Genomic DNA, 19881 nt, shown 5'->3' with positions numbered 1-19881 from the left:
CACAAGACTAAACTTTGCAACGAATAGATTATCTTCGATGAGCACTTCGTGATTCTCCATTCGTTCAGAATGACAAACGACAAACAAAGTATTTCTATGGCGAAAACACATATTTTATGGGCTGACGACGAAATTGAGTTTTTAAAACCTCATATTTTGCTGCTGGAAGAGAGAGGTTATAAGGTCATTACCGTGAATAATGGCAATGATGCCGTAGAAGCTTTTAAGAATGAACCTTTTGATATTGTTTTTCTGGATGAGAATATGCCCGGATTGACTGGTCTCGAGACATTGAATATCTTAAAATCCATCAACCCGACTATACCGACTGTGTTGGTGACCAAAAACGAAGAAGAGCACCTGATGGAAGATGCCATTGGCTCCAAGATAGACGACTATCTGATCAAGCCTGTGAACCCTAAGCAAATATTGCTGACTATAAAAAAATTTACGGAAAACAAGCGGTTGGTCAGTGAAAAGACCTCTATGGCTTACCAACAGGAGTTCCGCAACCTTGGCATGATCATGAACAATGATCTCAATTACGAAGAGTGGGTCGAAGCTTACAGGAAACTTATCTATTGGGAGCTTTCATTGGAAAAGCTCGAAGACGAGAGCATGCACGAGATATTGACCACACAGAAATCCGAGGCCAACACACTGTTTTCCAAGTATATCGAGCGGAATTATCTCCAATGGATAAATAATCCAGACACTGCCCCCCTATTGTCGCATCAACTCTTCAAAAAGAAAGTTTTTCCGAGTCTAAGCACAGATTATCCGACATTCTTCTTCCTGATCGACAACCTACGGTATGACCAATGGAAACAGATCAACGATATCGTGACCGACTATTTCAGGTTGGAGGAAGAAACCTGCTATTACAGCATCCTCCCTACAGCAACCCAATATGCTCGCAACGCCATTTTCAGTGGTATGACACCCCTGGAGATGGAAAAGCGTTTTCCCTCGCTCTGGCAAAATGACGATGATGAAGGGGGCAAAAACCTGCACGAAGACACTTTTCTCGCCGACCAGATCAAGCGGCTCTACAGGCCCGAGATCAAGCACAGCTATACAAAAGTATTGACCTTGGAACAGAGCAAAGAGGCCTTGGAAAATGCCGGCAGGCTCATCAAAAACGATCTTAATGTCCTTGTCTACAATTTTGTAGATATGTTATCACACGCACGTACAGACATGGCCATGATTCGCGAATTGGCCAATGACGAAGCAGCCTACCGCTCCCTTACCATTTCCTGGTTTGAGCATTCACCGCTATTGGATCTCATTAAATGGTTGTCGCAACGCAAAGTAAGGATTATTATCACGACCGATCACGGCACCATTCGGGTCAAAAAACCTTCAAAAATCGTGGGCGACCGTCATACAAATACAAATCTTAGGTACAAGCAGGGACGAAACCTCAATTACAACGACAAAGAGGTTTTCGTCATCAAAAATCCACACGAGGCGCAGTTGCCTAAGATCAATGTTAGTTCTACTTTTGTATTTGCCAAGGATGACTATTACTTCGTCTATCCCAATAATTACAACCAATTTGTCAATTATTACAACGGAACATTCCAACATGGCGGCATATCCTTAGAGGAAATGATCATCCCGTATGCGACGTATATTCCAAAGTAGAGACGTAGCATCACCCTTCACCTCCACAACTTTTTATACTTTTGCAACATGAGGATAGAAATAAAAAGCCTGCATGAACTGCCCACGATAGCAAATACCATCCTAAGCACCTTTCCCGACGAAAGAATATTTCTATTTTACGGAGATATGGGTGCCGGAAAAACAACGTTTATCAACGCTTTGTGCGAGGCACTCGACGTACAGGATCATACTTCCAGCCCGACGTTTTCCATTGTCAATGAATACGCTGCCACACATGGCCCTTTATACCATTTTGACTTCTACCGATTGAAAAACGAGACCGAAGCTTTCGATATGGGCTATGAGGAATATTTCTATTCGGGAAATTACTGTTTCGTAGAATGGCCGGAAAAAATAGCCAATCTGCTGCCATCAAGTTATGTCAAAATAAAAATGGAAGTTACTGAAAATCAAAACCGTTTCATGACTGTCGAAAAAAAATAAATTTTTCTTTCCTCTCCATGCAACCTATTATCTTTTGCCGTCGTCTTCCCTAATAAAGTTAATATAAAAAACAGCAAAAAATTGGATAGCTTGGCCATCAACAATATATGGGAACGGTGCACGAGGCAGGACAGAAAAGCCCAAGCTTTATTATACCATCATTTTGCGAAAAAGATGTACGCCGTTTGCCTACGCTATGCACACACCTCGTTGGAAGCGGATGATATTCTGCAAAACAGTTTTGTCAAGGTATTTACCAAACATTATCTGTACGATGGAAAAGGTTCTTTGGAAGGTTGGATCAAAAGAATTGTGGTGAATACAGCCATCGAAACGCACCGTAAAAACAAGCGGTCGTACATGGAGAACATCGATGATATACAATTATCCGTATCAAGCCTTGTCGGGACGGAGCAGACAGGCTATCAAGAACTACTTGCCTTAATCCAGCAATTGCCATTGGGTTACAAAACTGTGTTCAACCTATATGCTATAGAAGGATATTCGCACAAAGAGATCGCCGAAATGCTGAGCATCAGTGAAGGAAACTCCAAATCACAATTGTCACGTGCACGGCAATGGTTGCAAAACAAATTAGTCAAAACAGCAATTTAGAAGAGGCCATGGAAAATAAAGACATAGACAAATTATTCAGACAAACCTTTGAGGACGCTGAGCAGGAAGTACATCCAGCCGTCTGGCAAAATATTGAAAAGGAACTGGACAAGAACAGCAAAAAAACAATTCCTGTCCTTTTCAAGGCATACAATTGGGTCAGCTATGCCGCAGCAATACTTATTATACTGGGTATAGGTTTCTTTCTTTTTAAGAGTAAGCCTACCGAAAACATTATTGCCGAGCAGCCCGCCAGCAAACAAAAAGATTCTCCTGTACAAATGACCAAACCAACTATCGAGAGATCTGTCACAGCGGAGAATACTTCAGCGAATGCAACGGTACCGACTGCTATAGAGGATCTGCCAAAGGTAGACAGAACCGCCTCCAAAGAAAAGGTATCCAAATCTCCTCACGATAGTCAAGGCAACACCGTTCTCCCTTCTGGACACAAGTGGAAAGCCTCGATTGTAGCCCTATCCGACCTTCCCACGGATACGGGAACGACGCTAGCAAATGTAGTGGATCTTGTACAAACCAATGTTCCTACTACGCAGGTCACGGAGGTAGAACCGATCAAGCCTCTGATTGTTTTTGAAGAAGAGGAAGAAAGCATGTATGCCGCAAACGAAGGCTCTTCGTCCAATGAAAGTACGGTAATAACGACGATTTTGAACAAATTGTCTGAAAATATCGATCTCAAATCAAAAAAAGAAGTCCGCTTTAAATCCGATGATGAGGGTTCCATCCGGATAAATTTGATTAATCCTTTAGCAAAAAACCGCAACAAAAAAAGAAAATAACATGAAAACATTCGTATTAAAAATATCCTTGATTTGTCTATTATCCTTGTTTTTCAGCATTGTGCATGCAAAAAAACATGATATGGCAGTACAAGACACCTCTATCCAAGATACCTCTGCCACAGATAGTATCCAAAACGATCAAAGCACCATACAATACCCTCGTCTCTTTGGGGGCATTACATTTTCAAGAATAGACTGGGGTTTTTCCAGACCGATGGACGATGGTTCGTTCAGCTTATCGGACGAGAAAAATGACCTGTCTTATAAAAGAGCTTCAAACTTTGGTTTTGATGTCCTACAGGTAGGTTTGCGTTTCAACGATCATTTCAAGACCTATATTTCGGCCGGAGTAGAGTGGAATTATCTGAGACTGAAAAAGAACATCCTCTTACACGAAAACCAAAGCCCCCTATCCTATGAGTTTGTCGATGAGAATGATGTCCGCTATACCAAGAATGTATTGACGACGACCTACCTCCGCCTACCATTGTCCTTTGAGTGGAGAAGTGGAAAGCTACGTGATGGAGAACGCGTGAAGGTGGCATTCGGTGCAATGACGGGTATACTCCTAAAAGGAACGCAACGTCTCAAAAGCGAGAAACTGGGCAAACAAAAATTCAAGGACAATTACAGCCTGGCGACATTTCAGTATGGCCCATTTGTCCGCATCGGATATGATGACTTCGGCATATTTGCCAAATACTATGTAAACGATATGTTCGAGAACACCCCTGCCATGAAAGGCCTAAACAACTTTACCTTTGGCCTCACATTAGGATTTTAATTTATGTAGAGACGCAATGCATTGCGTCTCTAATCTACACACCGTCCTCGTTTGTAACGAGGGCGCCCCTGTCTTTTTCTGCCAACCTGACACCCTCCCCAATGATTTTCTGACACGACAGTGAAAAATTGTCAAGAAAATGCCTTAAAAATGATTTGGCACAGTTGATGATAAAAATGTTGCGTACATTTAACAAATTAAACATTTAAAAATAAGTGATATAACTATGGCATTAAGTATTAAACCTATCGGAGACAGAGTAGTCGTAGAGGCTGCTCCCGCAGAAGAAAAAACAGCATCAGGTATCTACATCCCGGATACTGCAAAAGAAAAACCTTCTCAAGGTACCATCGTAGCAGTAGGCACAGGCAAACCTGACGAGCCTCTTACTGTAAAAGTAGGTGACAAAGTATTGTACGGCAAGTATGCTGGTACCGAGATCACTTACGAAGGTAAAGAATATTTAATCATGCGTGAATCGGATATCTACGCTGTTTTATAATTACAAAAAGGTAAAAGTAAAAATCAACAAAGTCGTAGGGGCGAAAGATTTTTCGCCCGTACAAAGTTTGTCTCAAATCTCAATACTATAAAAACATGGCAAAACAAGTAAAATATAATGTAGAAGCACGTGACGCCCTAAAAAAAGGCGTGGACACGTTGGCAAATGCGGTAAAAGTAACTTTAGGTCCTAAAGGTCGTAATGTCATCATCGAAAAGAAATTCGGTTCACCTGCGATCACTAAGGACGGCGTAACAGTAGCAAAGGAAATCGAGCTGAAAGATCCCTTGGAAAACATGGGGGCACAAATGGTCAAAGAAGTAGCGTCAAAAACCGCAGATCAAGCCGGCGATGGTACGACTACAGCAACTGTATTGGCACAGGCCATCGTTGCACCGGGTATCAAATCCGTAGCTGCAGGTGCTAACCCCATGGATCTTAAACGTGGTATAGACAAAGCCGTTGCAGCTGTTGTCGCCAACCTCAAAACACAGTCACAAACTGTGGGTCAGGACAACAATAAGATCAAACAAGTCGCTTCTATCTCTGCCAACAATGACGATGTCATCGGTGCATTGATTGCCGAAGCCATGGAAAAAGTGGGCAACGACGGTGTCATCACCGTAGAAGAAGCCAAAGGTACCGAAACCGAAGTAACAACTGTAGAAGGTATGCAGTTTGACCGTGGTTACTTGTCACCTTACTTTGTCACCAACTCCGACAAGATGGAAGCCGAGTTGGAAAGCCCTTACATCTTGATCTATGACAAGAAAATCAGCAACATGAAAGAATTGTTGCCTATTCTGGAAAAACAAGTTCAAACCGGCAAACCATTGCTGATCATCGCAGAAGATCTGGACGGTGAAGCATTGGCTACCCTTGTCGTGAACAAGATCCGCGGTTCGCTGAAGGTAGCCGCTGTAAAGGCTCCCGGTTTCGGTGATCGCCGCAAAGCGATGTTGGAAGATATCGCTATCCTGACAGGTGGTACCGTTATTTCGGAAGAAAGAGGATACAAGTTGGAAAATGCCGAGCTTTCTTACCTAGGCCAAGCAGAGAAAGTCGTTATAGACAAAGACAACACGACTATCATCAACGGATCTGGCAATGTAGACGATATCAAAGCCCGCGTGACACAAATCCGTTCGCAGATCGAAACTACAACTTCGGACTACGATCGCGAGAAATTGCAAGAGCGTTTGGCCAAATTGTCCGGTGGAGTAGCTGTCCTTTATGTAGGTGCTACGACCGAAGTCGAGATGAAAGAGAAAAAAGACCGTGTAGACGATGCATTGCACGCAACCCGTGCCGCTGTCGAAGAAGGTATCGTAGCCGGTGGAGGTGTAGCTTTCATCCGTGCCACAGATGCTTTGGCTGGCCTGAAAGGCGAAAATGAAGACGAGCAGATCGGTATCGACATCATCAAACGTGCGATCGAAGAGCCTCTTCGTCAGATCTGTGACAATGCCGGTATCGAAGGTGCTGTCATCGTTCAGAAAGTCAAAGAAGGTACAGCCGACTTTGGATACAACGCTCGTACAGACAAATTCGAGAACCTGATTGCAGCAGGTGTTATCGACCCTACCAAAGTATCACGTGTCGCATTGGAGAACGCTGCTTCTGTAGCATCCATGTTGTTGACTACAGAGTGCGTATTGGCCGATGAACCGGAAGATAATGCAGCAGGCGCAGGTGCCCCTCCTATGGGTGGCGGCATGGGCGGAATGATGTAATAAAAAAAACCGCTCTCAGTTGAGAGCGGTTTTTTTATTATATTTTAGCCATATTCCGAACAATGGTAAATAAAATAATAACCACAAATACCACTTGAATGGCCCGGTAGCCATACAAAGCCTTACGCAGCTTAAGTTCCCTTACCGTAGGCTCAGGAACCAATTGCAGATAAAAGCCCAATAAGAGGTAAGGAACCATCAAAAACAACAAAGGGTTTTGCAAAAAAGATTGTTCGATCTCACCATTGAGCAAGTGATGTAAAGCCCGTTGGCTGCCGCAACCGGGGCAGTCCAGTCCGGTCAAATGCTTCAAAGGACATTTGGGAAACAGGGCATGATTCAACGGATTGAAGTATTTATACATAAATAGTACACCCGTTGAACCTATGCCCAACATGACCCATATTAATACCCGCTTAATAACCATTGATCAACCCACCGAATATAGCTAGTCCAAAAAAGCCAAAATACGCAATCCATAGCACGACACAAGCGATCAGATTGATGATCATCCATTTCTTTGCATTGGCCGAATCCTCTTCTGCTCCCGCGATATCTCCCGCATAAAATTTCTTTTCCACACGGGAAGCGTAGATAATCGAAGGAATCCCCAAAGGCCAACAACAGAATATGGTTGTTAAAATACTCTCCAATAAATAGGTCTTGGGAGGACGTTGAAAGTTCTGTGTATTCCCTTGTTGAGATTGGCCCGAATAATGCTGCGTACCACCAAACTGTGAAGGTGGTGGGGGATTGGATATATTTCCAAACAGATCCTGGAGCTCAGGAATCTCCTTGGCTTTTTTCCAAGTCACCAATTCCTCCGTCCATATCAGTGTGTCCGGATTTATATTTTTCGTTCGAAGCTCTTCCAAGCTGATCGGCCCATATGAGTTTACGCCATCTGAATAGTGGTATTGTTTCATGCTATACTTGCTTTTATACAGGCTAAGATAAAAAAATCTCGTGTAATTATTAGGGGTAGGACAAATTGCACGTACGACATACATTCGGTTTTCTAAAGACAAGCCTTTGCCCAAATAGCATATAAGTTATGGTTTCGGTGCGTTTGTTGGGCAAGCTATACGCAACTAAAGATAACGGAATATTGATCTAAATTTCGCAAAGTGGTAAAAATCAAATAGATTTGCAAGAACAGTACATTGTTCTTACTGTGTCAAAATCTATTTATCTCGTAGACAGTTTTTATTGACCCCTTGTAGACATCCAAGTTATGATTACCGATTTAGTGCCCGATAAATTACTTACCTCATATATCTCAAAATATAGCTTTATCAGTCTTTCCAGGACATACCGTCCCGAGCAATACGTACCCGATGGGGCAGTAAAAGTTTTCATTTACGAGGGGGATGAGTATATTCGCTATTGTTCTGATACGGGTAGATCTCTACGGTGGAAAGATGGAGCTATAGGCAACCTTTCTCCAAGATTCAGTATGGAGATAGATCGTCCCATAAGATTGACTATCTGCTGTTTTAGGGCGTCAGCTTTTTATCAGCTCTTTGGAATTCCAATCCATTTGTTGCATGACGATTTTATTCCTTTGGAAGAAATCATAGCAAAACATACCCATCAATTAAAAGACAGCCTTGCTCACACCATTTGTCCACACGAAAAAAAGAAATTACTTGACCGTTTTTTCATCCATTTACTGTCCAAACGTAAATTATCGGACTTAAAGGCCATACCTTTTATCGAACAAATTATCTTGTGCTATCGAGGGAATATTCAGCTAGACAGATTGATGCGGCATACGAATATGTCTCCCCGTACCGTAGAGCGGCTCTTTGGAGAATACATCGGCATGCCTCCCAAACAGTTCTGCAAGATCGTCCGCTTTAATCATGCGTTTCTCCTACGGAAGTACAATCCTAAAATTTCTTGGCAAGAGATTGTCTACGAGTGCGGGTACTACGACCAAAGTCATTATATCAATGAATTTCGCTCACATATGGGCGTATCTCCACAAAAATATGGCAAAGGCCGCAGCAGAATGTCTTCACTGTATGTAGGAACACATATAGATTATCTCGATCTTTAAATAATTTTCAAAGCCATTTGTCGTTTTTTTCCAATACCATTACCATAATTTACCTTATTTTTACGCACAGATAGGCAACTCACTGTTATATAAGGAATATAATTGTTTGAAAAACGCACGCACAAGGATATAAACTTAAAATCGGAATATATGAAAAAGAATAGGTTGTTTATGTGCTCATTGTTAGCCATGCTAGGGATGAACATATCGCTTTATGCACAACAAGGTAATAGCGAACTGAATTTGATGGTCAGTGATGCGGCGCCCACTGTCCTAATCTTAACTATTTTTGATGAGCTGGGCACCGCCTTGAAAGCCAATTACGGTGACTACGATAAAGAAAACAAAGACAAATCTATACCAGGTATGATTAGTGCAAGTTATCTGTACAAAGTCAACAAATGGCTCGCTGCCGGAGGAGATCTGGGCTATCTCCATCTCAACCAAGAGATCAAGCTGACATCGAGAGATGGTTCAAAACCCGACGAACTTATAAAGCGTAAGACCAACCTCTTTACGGTGATGCCTACGGCAAAATTTTATTATCTCCAACGTGAGAATATCAATCTATACGGGGTACTGGCCGTTGGAGCTCTTTTCTCTGGAAAAACAGAAAAGAGCAGCACTCTCGAGGACAAAGAAAATTTTACGACTTTTGCCTTCCAGATCAATCCAATCGGAATCCGTGTAGGCAAACGATTCGGTGGCTTTGCCGAATTGGGATTTGGGATGAAGGGATTTGCTACAGCCGGATTTAGCATGAGATTATAAATCCCTTGTGGCTAAAAAGTCATAAATATGCGCAACTGTCCTAATTATGGCACACACCTGCCGTGTGTGCCTATCATCCTCGCTGAGATCTAGGCGCAGCGCTGGACTAGAGACCGGTACCATCTATAGTTTAAATCAATTTCTGTTCTACCGCCATCTTGACCAGTACAGCCGTATTTTTGGCGCCTAATTTCAACAGGAGGTTCTTTCGATAGCCACGTATGGTCTCCGGGCTAAGAAAAATTTTGTCGGCGATTTCTCCATTGGTCAATCCTTCCGAGATCAGCCGGAGCAATTCCCGTTCGCGGTCGCTCAGCCATATGTTCTTTTCGGGCGACCGCTTCATCAGCAGGTCTATCTCATGACACAGGAAAGTCTCGCCCTTAGCCACGGTTTCTATACCTTCCAAGACTTCTTCGGACATAGCGTTCTTGATAAGGTATCCCGAAGCACCGTTGTCCAGCATCTGCCGCACGATAGCATATTCATTATGTGTGGTCAGTGCCAATACCTTGACCTCCGGAAAGTGGTCTTTTATCTCCTTACAAAAGTCTAACCCACTGATATCGGGAAGCCCAACGTCCAATAGTAAGATATCAGGTTTCCAGAACCCAAGGGACAGCCTACATTCGGCAGCACTATGGGCTACACCGACCACACTGGCTATCCCCGACTCCTCGATCAAGTTCTGTAATCCTTCCGTAAGGATCTTATGATCATCTACAATGGCTACTTTAATCATTTTCTTCCTTTTTAGTAAATTCCAGCTCCACATGGATCTCGGTACCTTGACTCGAAGAATAGATATTCATCTTGCCCTGGAAAGCCGCAACACGTTGCCGTACATTCTTCAACCCCATGCCTTCTACCACCTGCTCTTGGTCAAAGCCCACACCATCATCCTGCACCGTAAAGGATATACGGTCCTGCTCCTGCACAAGCTGTACATTGATATGCTTGGCCTGTGCATGTTTGAGCGCATTATTGACCAGTTCGTGGATACAGCGATAGATCATGATCTCCAACTTCTCCGACAAGCGGGCTTCATCCCCGAAATAGTGAAAATCAGCTATGGGAATGGCAGAGCAGAAGTCGGATAAGGATGCTTTCAGGCCGTAGCGCAGCAATGATTCCGGCATCATATGGTGTGCCACACGCCGCAGTTCCTGGATCGAATCGTCCAACATGCCCAGGGCTTTCTGAAAACGGTTGACATCTATCCCCTCCAGTACAGCGGCCTCGCCTTCTTTTACCTGAGGCAGGTTGAACTTGACGAGGGAGAGCATGCTGCCCAATCCGTCGTGTAGGTCTTTGGCTAAGCGGGTGCGTTCGGCCGTTTCACCGTCCAATGTTGCCTGCACGGCTACCAATTGTTTTTCCTGTTCCAAACGTTGGGTTTCTTCTTCGGCTAATTTACGCCGGCTCACAGCCAGGCGGTAGCGTATAAAGGCAAGAGCAAGGGCAATAAGCAAGATCAGTCCTGCGCCAATGCCTAGCCAGATATACAGTTGTCTCTGCTTTTCCAAGACTTCTATTTTGAGTTCTTTTTTCTCCGTTTCGTATCTTACTTCCATTCCGGAGAGGGAGTTTTGGTAAGATTCGTTGGCATAGCGATTTAGTACTTCCCGATAATGATGCAGATATTTTTTAGTGAGATCCGGTTGTCCGAGATAGGCATAAGCTTGTGCCAGATTCGCATAGACATTCATGGTAATATTGAGATCGGTTGAGTCTGTCTTCAAGGATTCCATTGCTGCCTCGACCGACCGGGCATATCGCCCTTGGTGGAAGTGTATATTGGATATGATATTCAATGCCTCTGCAATCAAAATGGGAAAGCCCAATTCCTTAGCCTGTGCGATGGCCTGTTGTGCAATGGGTTCGGCTGCCGCATAGTCATCGTGAACGTAGTGGGCTTTGGCCAAGGTTTGCAAAGCCTTGCTTCCAGCGTATTTATTGTCCGTGCTGCGGTAAATGTCGACAGCTTTCCTGGCATAATCTACCGAGACCGCTTTGGGCTTGTCTTGATGGTAGGCGATATCACTCAGCGAAATATAGATAGCCGCCAGCCCTTCCTGATCACCTACCTCCAGAGCCAGCTTTTCTGCCATTTCAAAATATTTGAGCGCCTGATCGAAGTTGGACATCATCTGATAAATGCCGCCGATATTGGAGTAGACTAACCCAAGCTCTTTTTTGTCATGTTGCTCATCGAGGATTTTTACAGTCGCAAAATAATTTTCCAAAGCCTTGTCATAGCTGCTTTGGACACGGTATATATTAGCGTAGGTATTGTTTATAGAGGCTTGTAATCTGTGTTCTTTCAGCTTGTCGGCAATAGGCCGGGCTTTTTCCAGATAGAAGGCGGCCGTATCGAGGACGGCTCCCATAAAATAGGCTACACCTAAATTTCGATAAAAAATGGCTGTCATCTTTTCGTCCTTGTTCTTCCGGGCCAATGCCAGACCTTCCTGGCCGAAATCTATGGAACGACATACATCGATATTGGTATAGAACCAAGACAGATCGTCATATATCTTGATTTTCTCCTCTTCGGACAGTTTTTTCGTTGCCAATACCTGTTCCAGCGAATCCAAAGACTGCCCAGACACAAGTGCCGGTGTCCAAACCAAAATAAGACACAGCAAAAAAAGATATACTTGTCTTCTGCCCTTATTTATATGTTTTTCCATCATGAGCATAGTAAGGTTTATTGTGAATTATCTTTCCAAACAAAGGTAAGGCATTTATCGCCAATAAAAACCCCCTTTTGGGGGTAAGTTACGCAGCGTTTCCTCCATAACTTTGTTCTACAAAAGCAATAAGCTTAATATTATAAAACTAAACAATACGGTCATGAAAAAATCAACAACATTATTTTTAGCGTCCGGGATGTTATTATGTACAGTCTGCTCTTGCTCCAAAAAAAACAGCCCACAGCCCGAGATAGAACCCGTTGAAGTGTTGCGGCTTACCGCTTTTACCGTCGATTACGAAGACAACAATTCTCATTATAACGAAGAAACCCGTTTTCACTACAACAGCGACCATTTTTTAAGCAGTTACCAAACGGGAGAAGACATACGGGAAATGCGCTACGACGAGCAGGGGCGGATCATCCAAAATGGGAATATGACCTATACGTACAACGACCGTGGACAGATAGCGCAGATAGACGAAGATCCCGGAGAGGATTATCTTGGAAATTATAGCGAAATTAAATCCACCTATACCTACAATAATAAGGAACTTCCTACAGAGTCAACCGTTGTTATTACAGGCAGAGATGGTAGTTATACGACTACAGTGACACGTCAATTTGCATACGATGAAGACGATCGGCTTATTTCTATCGTCGAACACAGACCGGGTGGAGGCACTAATTACCGAACTGCGCTGCGTTATGACACCAATGATAATATTGCAGAAATTAAACGTGAATCCTCCAACGACCCCACTTTTCCAGAGGATAATACCCAAACCTATATCCATACGTATACGTATGACTATAAACAAAATCCCCGCTATGTCTATTTGCAGCGCATGGGTGTGGACATGCGCCTGTCGCTGGTCTATACGATACCGATGGGACTCACACAACCACTGGAAAGCAACACTTTCCACCGGGTCAACTACTGCACCCCCAATAATATACTGAGTTCTGTAACAACCCTATCTACAGGAATGGTAAGCTCTACCTATACGTTTGCGTATGAGTATAATGAAGAGGGTTATCCCGTTTCTGCAGAGCGCACCGAAACCTCAGGCCCTAGCTATATGAGAAAGAGATATTATTCCTGGGATTACGAAGTGTCTATGACAAATGGGCAATAGAATGAAAACCATCAAAAAAAAGAAAATCATGAAAACATTGAAATATTTATTCATACTGACGGTGCTGTTATGTGCCATGACGGCACAAGCTCAATTTCTGGAGAAAGTGGGCAAAAGTGCAGAAAGGGCTGCCGAGCGTACCGTGATACGGAAAACCGAACAGAAGACTTCACAAAAAGCGGGGAAGACCATTGACCGGGCCGTAGATGGCGATCCGGCAAACGGACACGATTTACAGTCCACACAACACTAGCATTCCATCTCCACATGGATCTCGGTTCCCTGTTCGGTCGAATAGATATTCATTTCACCGCCGAATGCGGCTACACGCTGTCGTACATTCTGTAAGCCCATACCTTCTACCACTTGCTCTTGGTCAAAGCCCACACCGTCATCCTGCACCGTAAAGGAGATACGGTCCTGCTCCTGCACGAGCTGTACATTGATATGCTTGGCCTGTGCATGTTTGAGTGCATTATTGACCAGTTCGTGGATACAGCGGTAGATCATGATCTCCAACTTCTCCGACAAACGGGCTTCATCCCCGAAATAGTGAAAATCGGCAATAGGAATGGCTGAGCAGAAATCAGATAAAGATGCTTTCAAGCCGTAGCGCAGCAATGACTCCGGCATCATATGGTGTGCCACACGCCGCAGTTCCCGAATGGAATCGTCCAGCATGCCCAGGGCTTTCTGAAAACGGTTGACATCTATCCCTTCCAATACAGCGGCCTCCCCTGCTTTTACCTGAGGCAGGTTGAACTTGACTAGGGAGAGCATACTGCCCAACCCATCGTGCAGGTCTTTGGCTAAGCGTGTACGTTCCGCCGCCTCGCCGTCTAGTGTCGCCTGTACAGCCACCAATTGTTTCTCCTGTTCAAGCCGCTGTGACCCTTCTTCCGCCAGCTTCCGCCGGCTCACAGCCAGGCGGTAGCGTATAAGGGCAAAAGCCAATGCAATGAGGAGAATAGTAGCTCCGGCAATACCTAGCCAGATATACAGTTGTCTTTGTTTTTCCAAAGCTTCTATTTTAAGTTCTTTTTTCTCGGTTTCATATTTTACTTCCATTCCCGAAAGGGATTTCTGATAGGATTCGTTGGCATAGCGATCCATGGTCTCCTGATAATTGATCATGTATTTTTTGGTCAAATCCGGATGACCCAGGTACGCATTAGCTTGTGCCAAATTGCCATAAACATGCGTGGTAATATTGATATCGGCAGAGTCTGCTTTCAATGATTCTAACGCCATCTCGACTGATTGGACATATTTTCCCTGATTGATATATAAATCGGACAACGTGGCCAATGTCTGTGCGATTAAATTAGGGTTTCCTGTTTCTTTCGCCTGTATTACGGCCTGCCGCACGATAGGTTCAGCAGCTCCATAGTCTCCGTGATGATAATACGCTTGTGCCAACGCTTGCATGGCGATACTTCCAGCACGTTTATCATCAACTTTCTTAAATATTTCGACAGCTTTCCGAGCATAATCTACCGATATTTCTTTTGATTGACCTTGATGAACGGAAATATCGCTCAGAGAAACATAAATATAGGCCAGTCCCACTATATCATTTTTCTGTATAGCCAATTCCTCGGCCATTCTGTGATATTTGAGTGCCTGCTCAAAATTTTTCATCCCCTGATAAATTCCTCCTATATTGAAGTATAATCTAATAAGAGGCTCTATATCATCATATTCTTCCAACACCTTTACAGCAGCAAAATAATTCTCCAAAGCCTTTTCATGCAGGCTCTGCGCATGATAGATGTTTGCATAGATATTGTATATAGAAGATTGCAGCCTAGGTACTTTCTCTAGTTGATCGGCCATAGATCGGGCTTTGTCCAGACAGAACATGGCACTGTCATAGATTCCGGCTCTGTAATAAGCCTCTCCCATATTTTTATAAAAAGTGGCTTCCATTTTTTCATCTTTATTTTGTCGGGCAAGTACTACCCCTTTTTTACCAAAATATAGGGAACGATTTACCTCATTATTGGCATATCGATGAGATAAAATATTGTATATCTGCACTTTTTCCTGCATAGACAACTCTTTTTTATACAGCAATCGTTCCAATGAATCCACTGACTGTCCCACCAAAATCATCGGCAGACAGATGGCTATCCATAAAATCAAGTTAAGACTGTAATACTGTTTATAGCTATATATTCTCACAACCAAAGGTTTAAGTTTAGACTTCTGAAGTTTTCAGAACTTCTGAAGTCTTTCTAATCAAAGGTACGGCATTTATCTCCAATAAAAACCCCCTTTTGGGGGTAAGCAGGGTGGGCTTGCCCCTGTAACTTTGCTTTTGCAAGATGAGGGAGGGAAATCGACAGCGGGTTGAATGTATTTGGCTCTCTCAGAAACAAAAATTATAGACTAAAAGATAAAAATTATGAAAACAATACTCCAAAAAACAATACAACTACTTTTTATCGCGGTAGTCTTAGCTTCCTGCTCAAAACCCGGCGACGAACCTACACCAACGGAAATACAGACCGATGTGTATGCAATCGGGCATAAAAATATAGCCGGACGCGGCAATACCGGAAAAATCTGGAAAAACGGCACGTTGTTGTACACCCTCCCCGAAGCGGAAGTCTTTGGGATATATGTCTCGGGCGAAGATGTGTATGTGGCAGGTACTGTGTACAATGATTGGAAAGTCGCTATGCTCTGGAAGAATGGTACGCCCCAGGCGCTGACTGATGGTACTAACCGTTCGGAAGCCGGTTCGGTTTATGTCGCCGGCACGGATGTCTATGTAGCGGGATATGAATTCAAGAGTTCGGGAGGGAGTGTAGCTATGGTCTGGAAAAATGGCGTAGCACAGGAACTCACCGATGGCAGTGCACGAAGTTCTTATGCCGGCTCGGTCTATGTTTCCGGCAGTGACATCTATGTGGCAGGGTATGTACTTTACGATTCTAATCGTGCCTGCACGGTCTGGAAAAACGGCATCGCCCACAAGCTGACCGATGGTTCTACCATTGCGATTCCCCAATCGATGTATGTTTCCGGCACCGACGTTTATGTGGCTGGCTTTGAAAGCTACAATTCAACCTCTGCTGTGGCCAAGCTCTGGAAAAACGGTGTCGCTCAAGACCTGACCAACAGCACTTTCTTTTCACAAGCTAATTCGGTATTTGTATCCGGCGGTGATGTCTATGTAGCGGGGCGGGAATATAATAATATGGTCTCTTCGGCCAAAGTATGGAAAAACGGCGAAGTCCTGTACGATCTCACCGCCCCCGGAGAGGAGATCCGCCCCACAGGGATGTTTGTCGTCCAAACAGAAAAATAACCCGAGAACGTAAAATCTTCACGGATAAAAACAGAAAAAATGATAATGTAAAACAAGAGACTATGAAAACTACAATCCAAAAAACCATGTGGCTATGTATGGTAGCCCTCACCATGACAGCGTGCAAAAAGGACGGAGACAGCGATAACGCTGGAACTACAGACGAATGTTCGTACAAAGTGACGATCGATGGTGTGACGACCCAGCCCAATCAATTCGGAAAAGACAAGATCGTATTCACGACATCCGCTGACACGGAGGATCCCGAAGACCGTGGCTTTGCCTTGAGTATCGATCAGGCCAAGACGAACAGTACCGAAAAATCTGTACTGATGCTCATGGGCAGGGCGCTCCTGAACAGCAAGCTGGCCACGGGAGATTACCCGGCCATCGCATTCAGTACGACGGCGTTCAGCAATCCACAGTTTGCCCAATGGCCTTATTACGTTTTCTCAGAGGAAGACAACGATACAGGAGCTCTTGCGTTGACCATCCTAGAAAATTCGGACAAACGCATACGTGTCAAGGCGTCTGGAGAGGTCGCCAAAGCCGAGGAGGGCTACACACAGGTCAGCATCGTACCTGTAGAGGTAGAAATCACGATCGGACGCAAACATTATACAGAGGTACCCTATGAAGGCGAATTGTTCGGAGGTGCGTATTGTGAATGTCAGAAGTGAGAAAAGATCTATTTCAGTTATTGACCTGATACGAAGTGTATATCATTATTAACATTAACTATTAAAATAAAAAACCATGAAAACGATTTTTAAATTTTTGGTCTTATGTCCGCTGTTAGGGATGATGGCCTGTGAAAAAAATGATCCTTCGCCTGATGAAGAGATTTTACAGAACTGTAATGTGGTTCTGGTCGAAGAAAACATTCAGGAACCCACCACATGGACGTATGGAAATGTATATGTCATCAAAAATAATATTTCAGTAAGAAACGTCTTGACCATCGAACCGGGCGTCGTTGTAAAGCTAAAAGATGCAAGCATCGATGTCGTTGGAGGAAAAATACTAGCTGTCGGGACCGCCCAAAGACGTATTGTGTTTACATCTATTGGCGATGATAGATACTGTGGCGATAGTAATGGAGATGGCGCGTCCACCACACCGGCAAAGGGTGATTGGCAACAGATTTATCTCAATGGTACGACAGAAACTACATTTAAATATGTCGATATATTCTATGCCGGAAAGAATCGAGGCGGATCTAGTAATGCTGTTAGAATATCCGGCCCAAATTCGGTGTCGTTTACTTTTGACAACTGTAGGATTGCGCATACCCTATACCAAGAGTCTTCTTATGACAGTTCCTGTGCATTTTTTGGCACGAGTTCTATGATGGATGCAACGGTAAGTAAATTTACCAATAATGCCTTATATGATAATGGCAAGCCTTTGCTCGTCAATGTGTATTATACATTAGACCCGAGCAATAAATTCCATAATCCCGAAAAGCCGTCACAAATCAACACGCACAATGGTATTTATATTCATCATTCTTCTGGCGGATTTGACGTAACAGTGAATTGGAACAATACGGAAGTACCTTATGTCTTAGATGAATGGCATCAGGTTCATCCCTCGGCTACTGTAAATATCGGAGCCAATGTCGTCGTGAAATTTAAAAGGCCGACTGCGGGACTAAACTCGCGATATGGGAACGTACATCTTAACGCGGCAGCATTTCTCACTTCCTATAAAGATGATGTGCATGGAGGAGACACAAACGGAGATGGAAGCAACTCAGCACCTGCCGTAGGCGACTGGGAAGGCTTTTCTAATACAGATGTATATAGCGAGTGGATACATGGCCCAAATATTTTGTACGCAGATAACTAATAGTCTGAGACTTTCACCATCTTATTTAAACAATAATATTTACAATCGATGAAAAAATCAATCTTTATTATCCTGGCGGTGTTTATCGCCGTAGCTGCCCATGCGCAGCCATTTCAAAAAGGTACAACTACAGCAAATCTCGGTATCGGCCTAGGAACCGCCTTAGGCGGGCTTGGTAAAGCTCGCCCCGCTATCAGCGCCTCAGTCGATCACGGCATGTGGGACATCGGTGGCCCTGGTGTCGTCAGTCTTGGTGGTTATGTGGGCAATACAGGCTATAAATATACCAGTGGTAGCTATACAGCCAAATGGAACTATATCGTCGTTGGCGCCCGCGGGGCTTATCACTACAATGGATTTAAAAACGTGCCCAACCTGGATGTCTACGGCGGCTTGATGTTAGGATACAACATCGTGAGCTACAGCAGCACCGGCAGTGACGCCGGGTATGCCAACAACTACGGCAGCGGCCTGGGATTATCTGCTTTTCTGGGTGGACGTTGGTTCTTTAGTGACAATATTGGGGCCTACGCCGAGCTAGGTTATGGTGTTTCGCATCTTAATGTCGGGGTTACGTTCAAGTTTTAGTACCTGTTAAGTATTCAACATTAAGGTCTAATCCGGAATAACTCTGCTTATGGTCGGGTTATTCCCAGGGGGAGGTAAATACATACTCTTTGTAAAATGTTCAAAAATTTAATTCCTCCCCCTATTTATTTTAGGCAGTTATATACTTTTATGACCAATCATAAATAACATCGTCATTCTGACCGAAACGAAGTGAAGTGGAAGAATCTCATCATTGTTAACCCCTCCTTAGATGAGATCTTTCGACTACGTTTCACTCCGCTCAAGATGACGGAATGTTTTGGTTAGATTTGTATATAATCGCCTTATTTTAAAACCGCAATTGGGAGAACTTATCCCAGCAATCGGAGAAAGGGGAGGCCATAAGGTCAAATGGATGTATGTTTTACAAAAAAAGTCCTCCCCTATCCCGATTCGCACCTTAGATCAGCACGCGCATCCCGCGGGAGCCAGTATTTAGAGAATATATTTTCCTTTACCTCTTTTTATAACAATCCTGCAAATATTTTTGTAGGACAAGCACATGTGCATGTTTCTCGTCTTTGGCGGCATACAGCAAGGTAATGACGGGATGTTCTTCCCATTTATCCAGATAATGCGGGATATCTTCATTTTTTTTGAGCTCAGCCAGGTACTGTCCCTTGAATTTCTCCCATCGTTCGGGGATATGTCCGTACGCCACGCGGATCTCCGTGGACGGTGCAATATCTTTTGCCCATTCGTCTACATGGGCCTTTTCTTTTTTTATCCCTCTCGGCCAAAGCCTGTCGACCAGTACACGAAAGCCATCTGTTGATTCCGCTGGTTCATATATGCGCTTGATATGTATCTTGGGTATTTTCATGGCAATGGATAAACAAGTCTGAAAGAGATTGGTTTTAAAGTCATACCGCCATTTTGTCAC

General features: G+C 43.8%; 21 protein-coding genes. 15 read left to right on the top strand and 6 right to left on the bottom strand.

Annotated elements, in window-relative coordinates; genetic code table 11:
- The first annotated feature begins 96 nt into the window (after nucleotides 1-96).
- The 7 genes from G5B00_RS05635 (at nucleotide 97) to groL (ending at nucleotide 6555) form a co-directional block, all read left to right on the top strand.
- Nucleotides 97-1650: a bifunctional response regulator/alkaline phosphatase family protein gene (locus G5B00_RS05635; RefSeq protein ID WP_163872286.1), complete on the top strand. Its 1554-nt coding sequence runs from the start codon at nucleotides 97-99 to the stop codon at nucleotides 1648-1650.
- A 9-nt stretch (nucleotides 1651-1659) separates the two neighbouring features.
- Nucleotides 1660-2115, top strand: a complete 456-nt coding sequence (gene tsaE / locus G5B00_RS05630; RefSeq protein WP_317168833.1) for a tRNA (adenosine(37)-N6)-threonylcarbamoyltransferase complex ATPase subunit type 1 TsaE — start codon at nucleotides 1660-1662, stop codon at nucleotides 2113-2115.
- Between the two features lie 81 nt (nucleotides 2116-2196).
- Nucleotides 2197-2730, top strand: a complete 534-nt coding sequence (locus tag G5B00_RS05625; RefSeq protein ID WP_205966912.1) for an RNA polymerase sigma factor — start codon at nucleotides 2197-2199, stop codon at nucleotides 2728-2730.
- Between the two features lie 8 nt (nucleotides 2731-2738).
- The gene (locus G5B00_RS05620; protein ID WP_163872284.1) at nucleotides 2739-3533 is read left to right on the top strand and encodes a hypothetical protein; all 795 of its coding nucleotides are present in this window, start codon (nucleotides 2739-2741) and stop codon (nucleotides 3531-3533) included.
- Between the two features lie 82 nt (nucleotides 3534-3615).
- On the top strand, nucleotides 3616-4320 hold the full coding sequence (locus tag G5B00_RS05615; RefSeq protein WP_163872283.1) for an outer membrane beta-barrel protein: 705 nt from the start codon (nucleotides 3616-3618) through the stop codon (nucleotides 4318-4320).
- Between the two features lie 226 nt (nucleotides 4321-4546).
- Entirely contained in the window at nucleotides 4547-4822 is a 276-nt protein-coding gene (gene groES / locus G5B00_RS05610; RefSeq protein ID WP_163872282.1) for a co-chaperone GroES, read from the top strand.
- 95 nt (nucleotides 4823-4917) lie between these two features.
- The gene (groL, locus tag G5B00_RS05605; protein WP_163872281.1) at nucleotides 4918-6555 is read left to right on the top strand and encodes a chaperonin GroEL; all 1638 of its coding nucleotides are present in this window, start codon (nucleotides 4918-4920) and stop codon (nucleotides 6553-6555) included.
- Between the two features lie 37 nt (nucleotides 6556-6592).
- Here groL and G5B00_RS05600 read toward each other — a convergent pair whose 3' ends face one another.
- Entirely contained in the window at nucleotides 6593-6982 is a 390-nt protein-coding gene (locus tag G5B00_RS05600) for a DUF2752 domain-containing protein (protein WP_163872280.1), read from the bottom strand.
- Nucleotides 6972-7481 carry a CD225/dispanin family protein gene (locus G5B00_RS05595; RefSeq protein WP_163872279.1) on the bottom strand — a complete coding sequence of 170 codons (510 nt, stop codon included), beginning with the start codon at nucleotides 7479-7481 and terminating at the stop codon, nucleotides 6972-6974. The genes G5B00_RS05600 and G5B00_RS05595 overlap by 11 nt, the downstream gene beginning before the upstream one ends.
- A gap of 308 nt (nucleotides 7482-7789) precedes the next feature.
- On the opposite strand from G5B00_RS05595, the gene G5B00_RS05590 reads away from it, so the two are divergent.
- Nucleotides 7790-8617 carry a helix-turn-helix domain-containing protein gene (locus G5B00_RS05590; RefSeq protein ID WP_163872278.1) on the top strand — a complete coding sequence of 276 codons (828 nt, stop codon included), beginning with the start codon at nucleotides 7790-7792 and terminating at the stop codon, nucleotides 8615-8617.
- Nucleotides 8618-8767: 150 nt separating this feature from the next.
- Nucleotides 8768-9388, top strand: coding sequence for a porin family protein (locus G5B00_RS05585; RefSeq protein ID WP_163872277.1), 621 nt, complete (start codon nucleotides 8768-8770; stop codon nucleotides 9386-9388).
- A gap of 130 nt (nucleotides 9389-9518) precedes the next feature.
- Here the strand turns inward: G5B00_RS05585 and G5B00_RS05580 are convergent, their stop codons facing one another.
- On the bottom strand, nucleotides 9519-10130 hold the full coding sequence (locus G5B00_RS05580) for a response regulator (RefSeq protein ID WP_163872276.1): 612 nt from the start codon (nucleotides 10128-10130) through the stop codon (nucleotides 9519-9521).
- The gene (locus G5B00_RS05575; protein ID WP_163872275.1) at nucleotides 10123-12084 is read right to left on the bottom strand and encodes a tetratricopeptide repeat protein; all 1962 of its coding nucleotides are present in this window, start codon (nucleotides 12082-12084) and stop codon (nucleotides 10123-10125) included. The genes G5B00_RS05580 and G5B00_RS05575 overlap by 8 nt, the downstream gene beginning before the upstream one ends.
- Before the next feature lie 160 nt (nucleotides 12085-12244).
- On the opposite strand from G5B00_RS05575, the gene G5B00_RS05570 reads away from it, so the two are divergent.
- On the top strand, nucleotides 12245-13222 hold the full coding sequence (locus G5B00_RS05570) for a hypothetical protein (RefSeq protein ID WP_163872274.1): 978 nt from the start codon (nucleotides 12245-12247) through the stop codon (nucleotides 13220-13222).
- Between the two features lie 28 nt (nucleotides 13223-13250).
- Complete coding sequence (locus G5B00_RS05565; protein ID WP_163872273.1) at nucleotides 13251-13475, top strand: hypothetical protein; 225 nt, start codon at nucleotides 13251-13253, stop codon at nucleotides 13473-13475.
- Here the strand turns inward: G5B00_RS05565 and G5B00_RS05560 are convergent.
- Nucleotides 13472-15406, bottom strand: coding sequence for a tetratricopeptide repeat protein (locus G5B00_RS05560; RefSeq protein WP_163872272.1), 1935 nt, complete (start codon nucleotides 15404-15406; stop codon nucleotides 13472-13474). The two genes, G5B00_RS05565 and G5B00_RS05560, sit on opposite strands and share 4 nt — an antisense overlap.
- 223 nt (nucleotides 15407-15629) lie before the next feature.
- Between G5B00_RS05560 and G5B00_RS05555 the strand changes: the two genes are divergently transcribed.
- The 4 genes from G5B00_RS05555 (at nucleotide 15630) to G5B00_RS05540 (ending at nucleotide 18977) form a co-directional block, all read left to right on the top strand.
- Entirely contained in the window at nucleotides 15630-16538 is a 909-nt protein-coding gene (locus G5B00_RS05555; protein WP_163872271.1) for a hypothetical protein, read from the top strand.
- A 62-nt stretch (nucleotides 16539-16600) separates the two neighbouring features.
- Nucleotides 16601-17218, top strand: a complete 618-nt coding sequence (locus tag G5B00_RS05550; protein WP_163872270.1) for a hypothetical protein — start codon at nucleotides 16601-16603, stop codon at nucleotides 17216-17218.
- A 76-nt stretch (nucleotides 17219-17294) separates the two neighbouring features.
- Nucleotides 17295-18389, top strand: a complete 1095-nt coding sequence (locus G5B00_RS05545; protein ID WP_163872269.1) for a hypothetical protein — start codon at nucleotides 17295-17297, stop codon at nucleotides 18387-18389.
- 48 nt (nucleotides 18390-18437) lie between these two features.
- Nucleotides 18438-18977 carry a hypothetical protein gene (locus tag G5B00_RS05540; protein ID WP_163872268.1) on the top strand — a complete coding sequence of 180 codons (540 nt, stop codon included), beginning with the start codon at nucleotides 18438-18440 and terminating at the stop codon, nucleotides 18975-18977.
- A gap of 475 nt (nucleotides 18978-19452) precedes the next feature.
- Here G5B00_RS05540 and G5B00_RS05535 read toward each other — a convergent pair whose 3' ends face one another.
- Nucleotides 19453-19881, bottom strand: coding sequence for a DUF488 domain-containing protein (locus tag G5B00_RS05535; protein WP_317168831.1), 429 nt, complete (start codon nucleotides 19879-19881; stop codon nucleotides 19453-19455).

The organism is Parapedobacter sp. SGR-10 (assembly GCF_011030405.1).
Classification (GTDB): domain Bacteria; phylum Bacteroidota; class Bacteroidia; order Sphingobacteriales; family Sphingobacteriaceae; genus Sphingobacterium.
Note: the sequence above shows the minus strand (reverse complement) of the source record. Positions and strands in the feature narration are given on the sequence as shown.

Bases quoted from the DNA above. Each gene is read 5' to 3' on its own strand.
- G5B00_RS05555 (WP_163872271.1), top strand. From the start codon at position 15,630: ATGAAAACAATACTCCAAAAAACAATACAACTACTTTTTATCGCGGTA.
- G5B00_RS05565 (WP_163872273.1), top strand. From the start codon at position 13,251: ATGAAAACATTGAAATATTTATTCATACTGACGGTGCTGTTATGTGCC.
- G5B00_RS05615 (WP_163872283.1), top strand. From the start codon at position 3,616: ATGGCAGTACAAGACACCTCTATCCAAGATACCTCTGCCACAGATAGT.
- G5B00_RS05595 (WP_163872279.1), bottom strand. From the start codon at position 7,481: ATGAAACAATACCACTATTCAGATGGCGTAAACTCATATGGGCCGATC.
- G5B00_RS05545 (WP_163872269.1), top strand. From the start codon at position 17,295: ATGAAAACGATTTTTAAATTTTTGGTCTTATGTCCGCTGTTAGGGATG.
- groES (WP_163872282.1), top strand. From the start codon at position 4,547: ATGGCATTAAGTATTAAACCTATCGGAGACAGAGTAGTCGTAGAGGCT.
- G5B00_RS05570 (WP_163872274.1), top strand. From the start codon at position 12,245: ATGAAAAAATCAACAACATTATTTTTAGCGTCCGGGATGTTATTATGT.
- G5B00_RS05540 (WP_163872268.1), top strand. From the start codon at position 18,438: ATGAAAAAATCAATCTTTATTATCCTGGCGGTGTTTATCGCCGTAGCT.
- G5B00_RS05620 (WP_163872284.1), top strand. From the start codon at position 2,739: ATGGAAAATAAAGACATAGACAAATTATTCAGACAAACCTTTGAGGAC.
- G5B00_RS05580 (WP_163872276.1), bottom strand. From the start codon at position 10,130: ATGATTAAAGTAGCCATTGTAGATGATCATAAGATCCTTACGGAAGGA.
- G5B00_RS05590 (WP_163872278.1), top strand. From the start codon at position 7,790: ATGATTACCGATTTAGTGCCCGATAAATTACTTACCTCATATATCTCA.
- G5B00_RS05575 (WP_163872275.1), bottom strand. From the start codon at position 12,084: ATGATGGAAAAACATATAAATAAGGGCAGAAGACAAGTATATCTTTTT.
- G5B00_RS05635 (WP_163872286.1), top strand. From the start codon at position 97: ATGGCGAAAACACATATTTTATGGGCTGACGACGAAATTGAGTTTTTA.
- groL (WP_163872281.1), top strand. From the start codon at position 4,918: ATGGCAAAACAAGTAAAATATAATGTAGAAGCACGTGACGCCCTAAAA.
- G5B00_RS05585 (WP_163872277.1), top strand. From the start codon at position 8,768: ATGAAAAAGAATAGGTTGTTTATGTGCTCATTGTTAGCCATGCTAGGG.
- G5B00_RS05600 (WP_163872280.1), bottom strand. From the start codon at position 6,982: ATGGTTATTAAGCGGGTATTAATATGGGTCATGTTGGGCATAGGTTCA.
- G5B00_RS05550 (WP_163872270.1), top strand. From the start codon at position 16,601: ATGAAAACTACAATCCAAAAAACCATGTGGCTATGTATGGTAGCCCTC.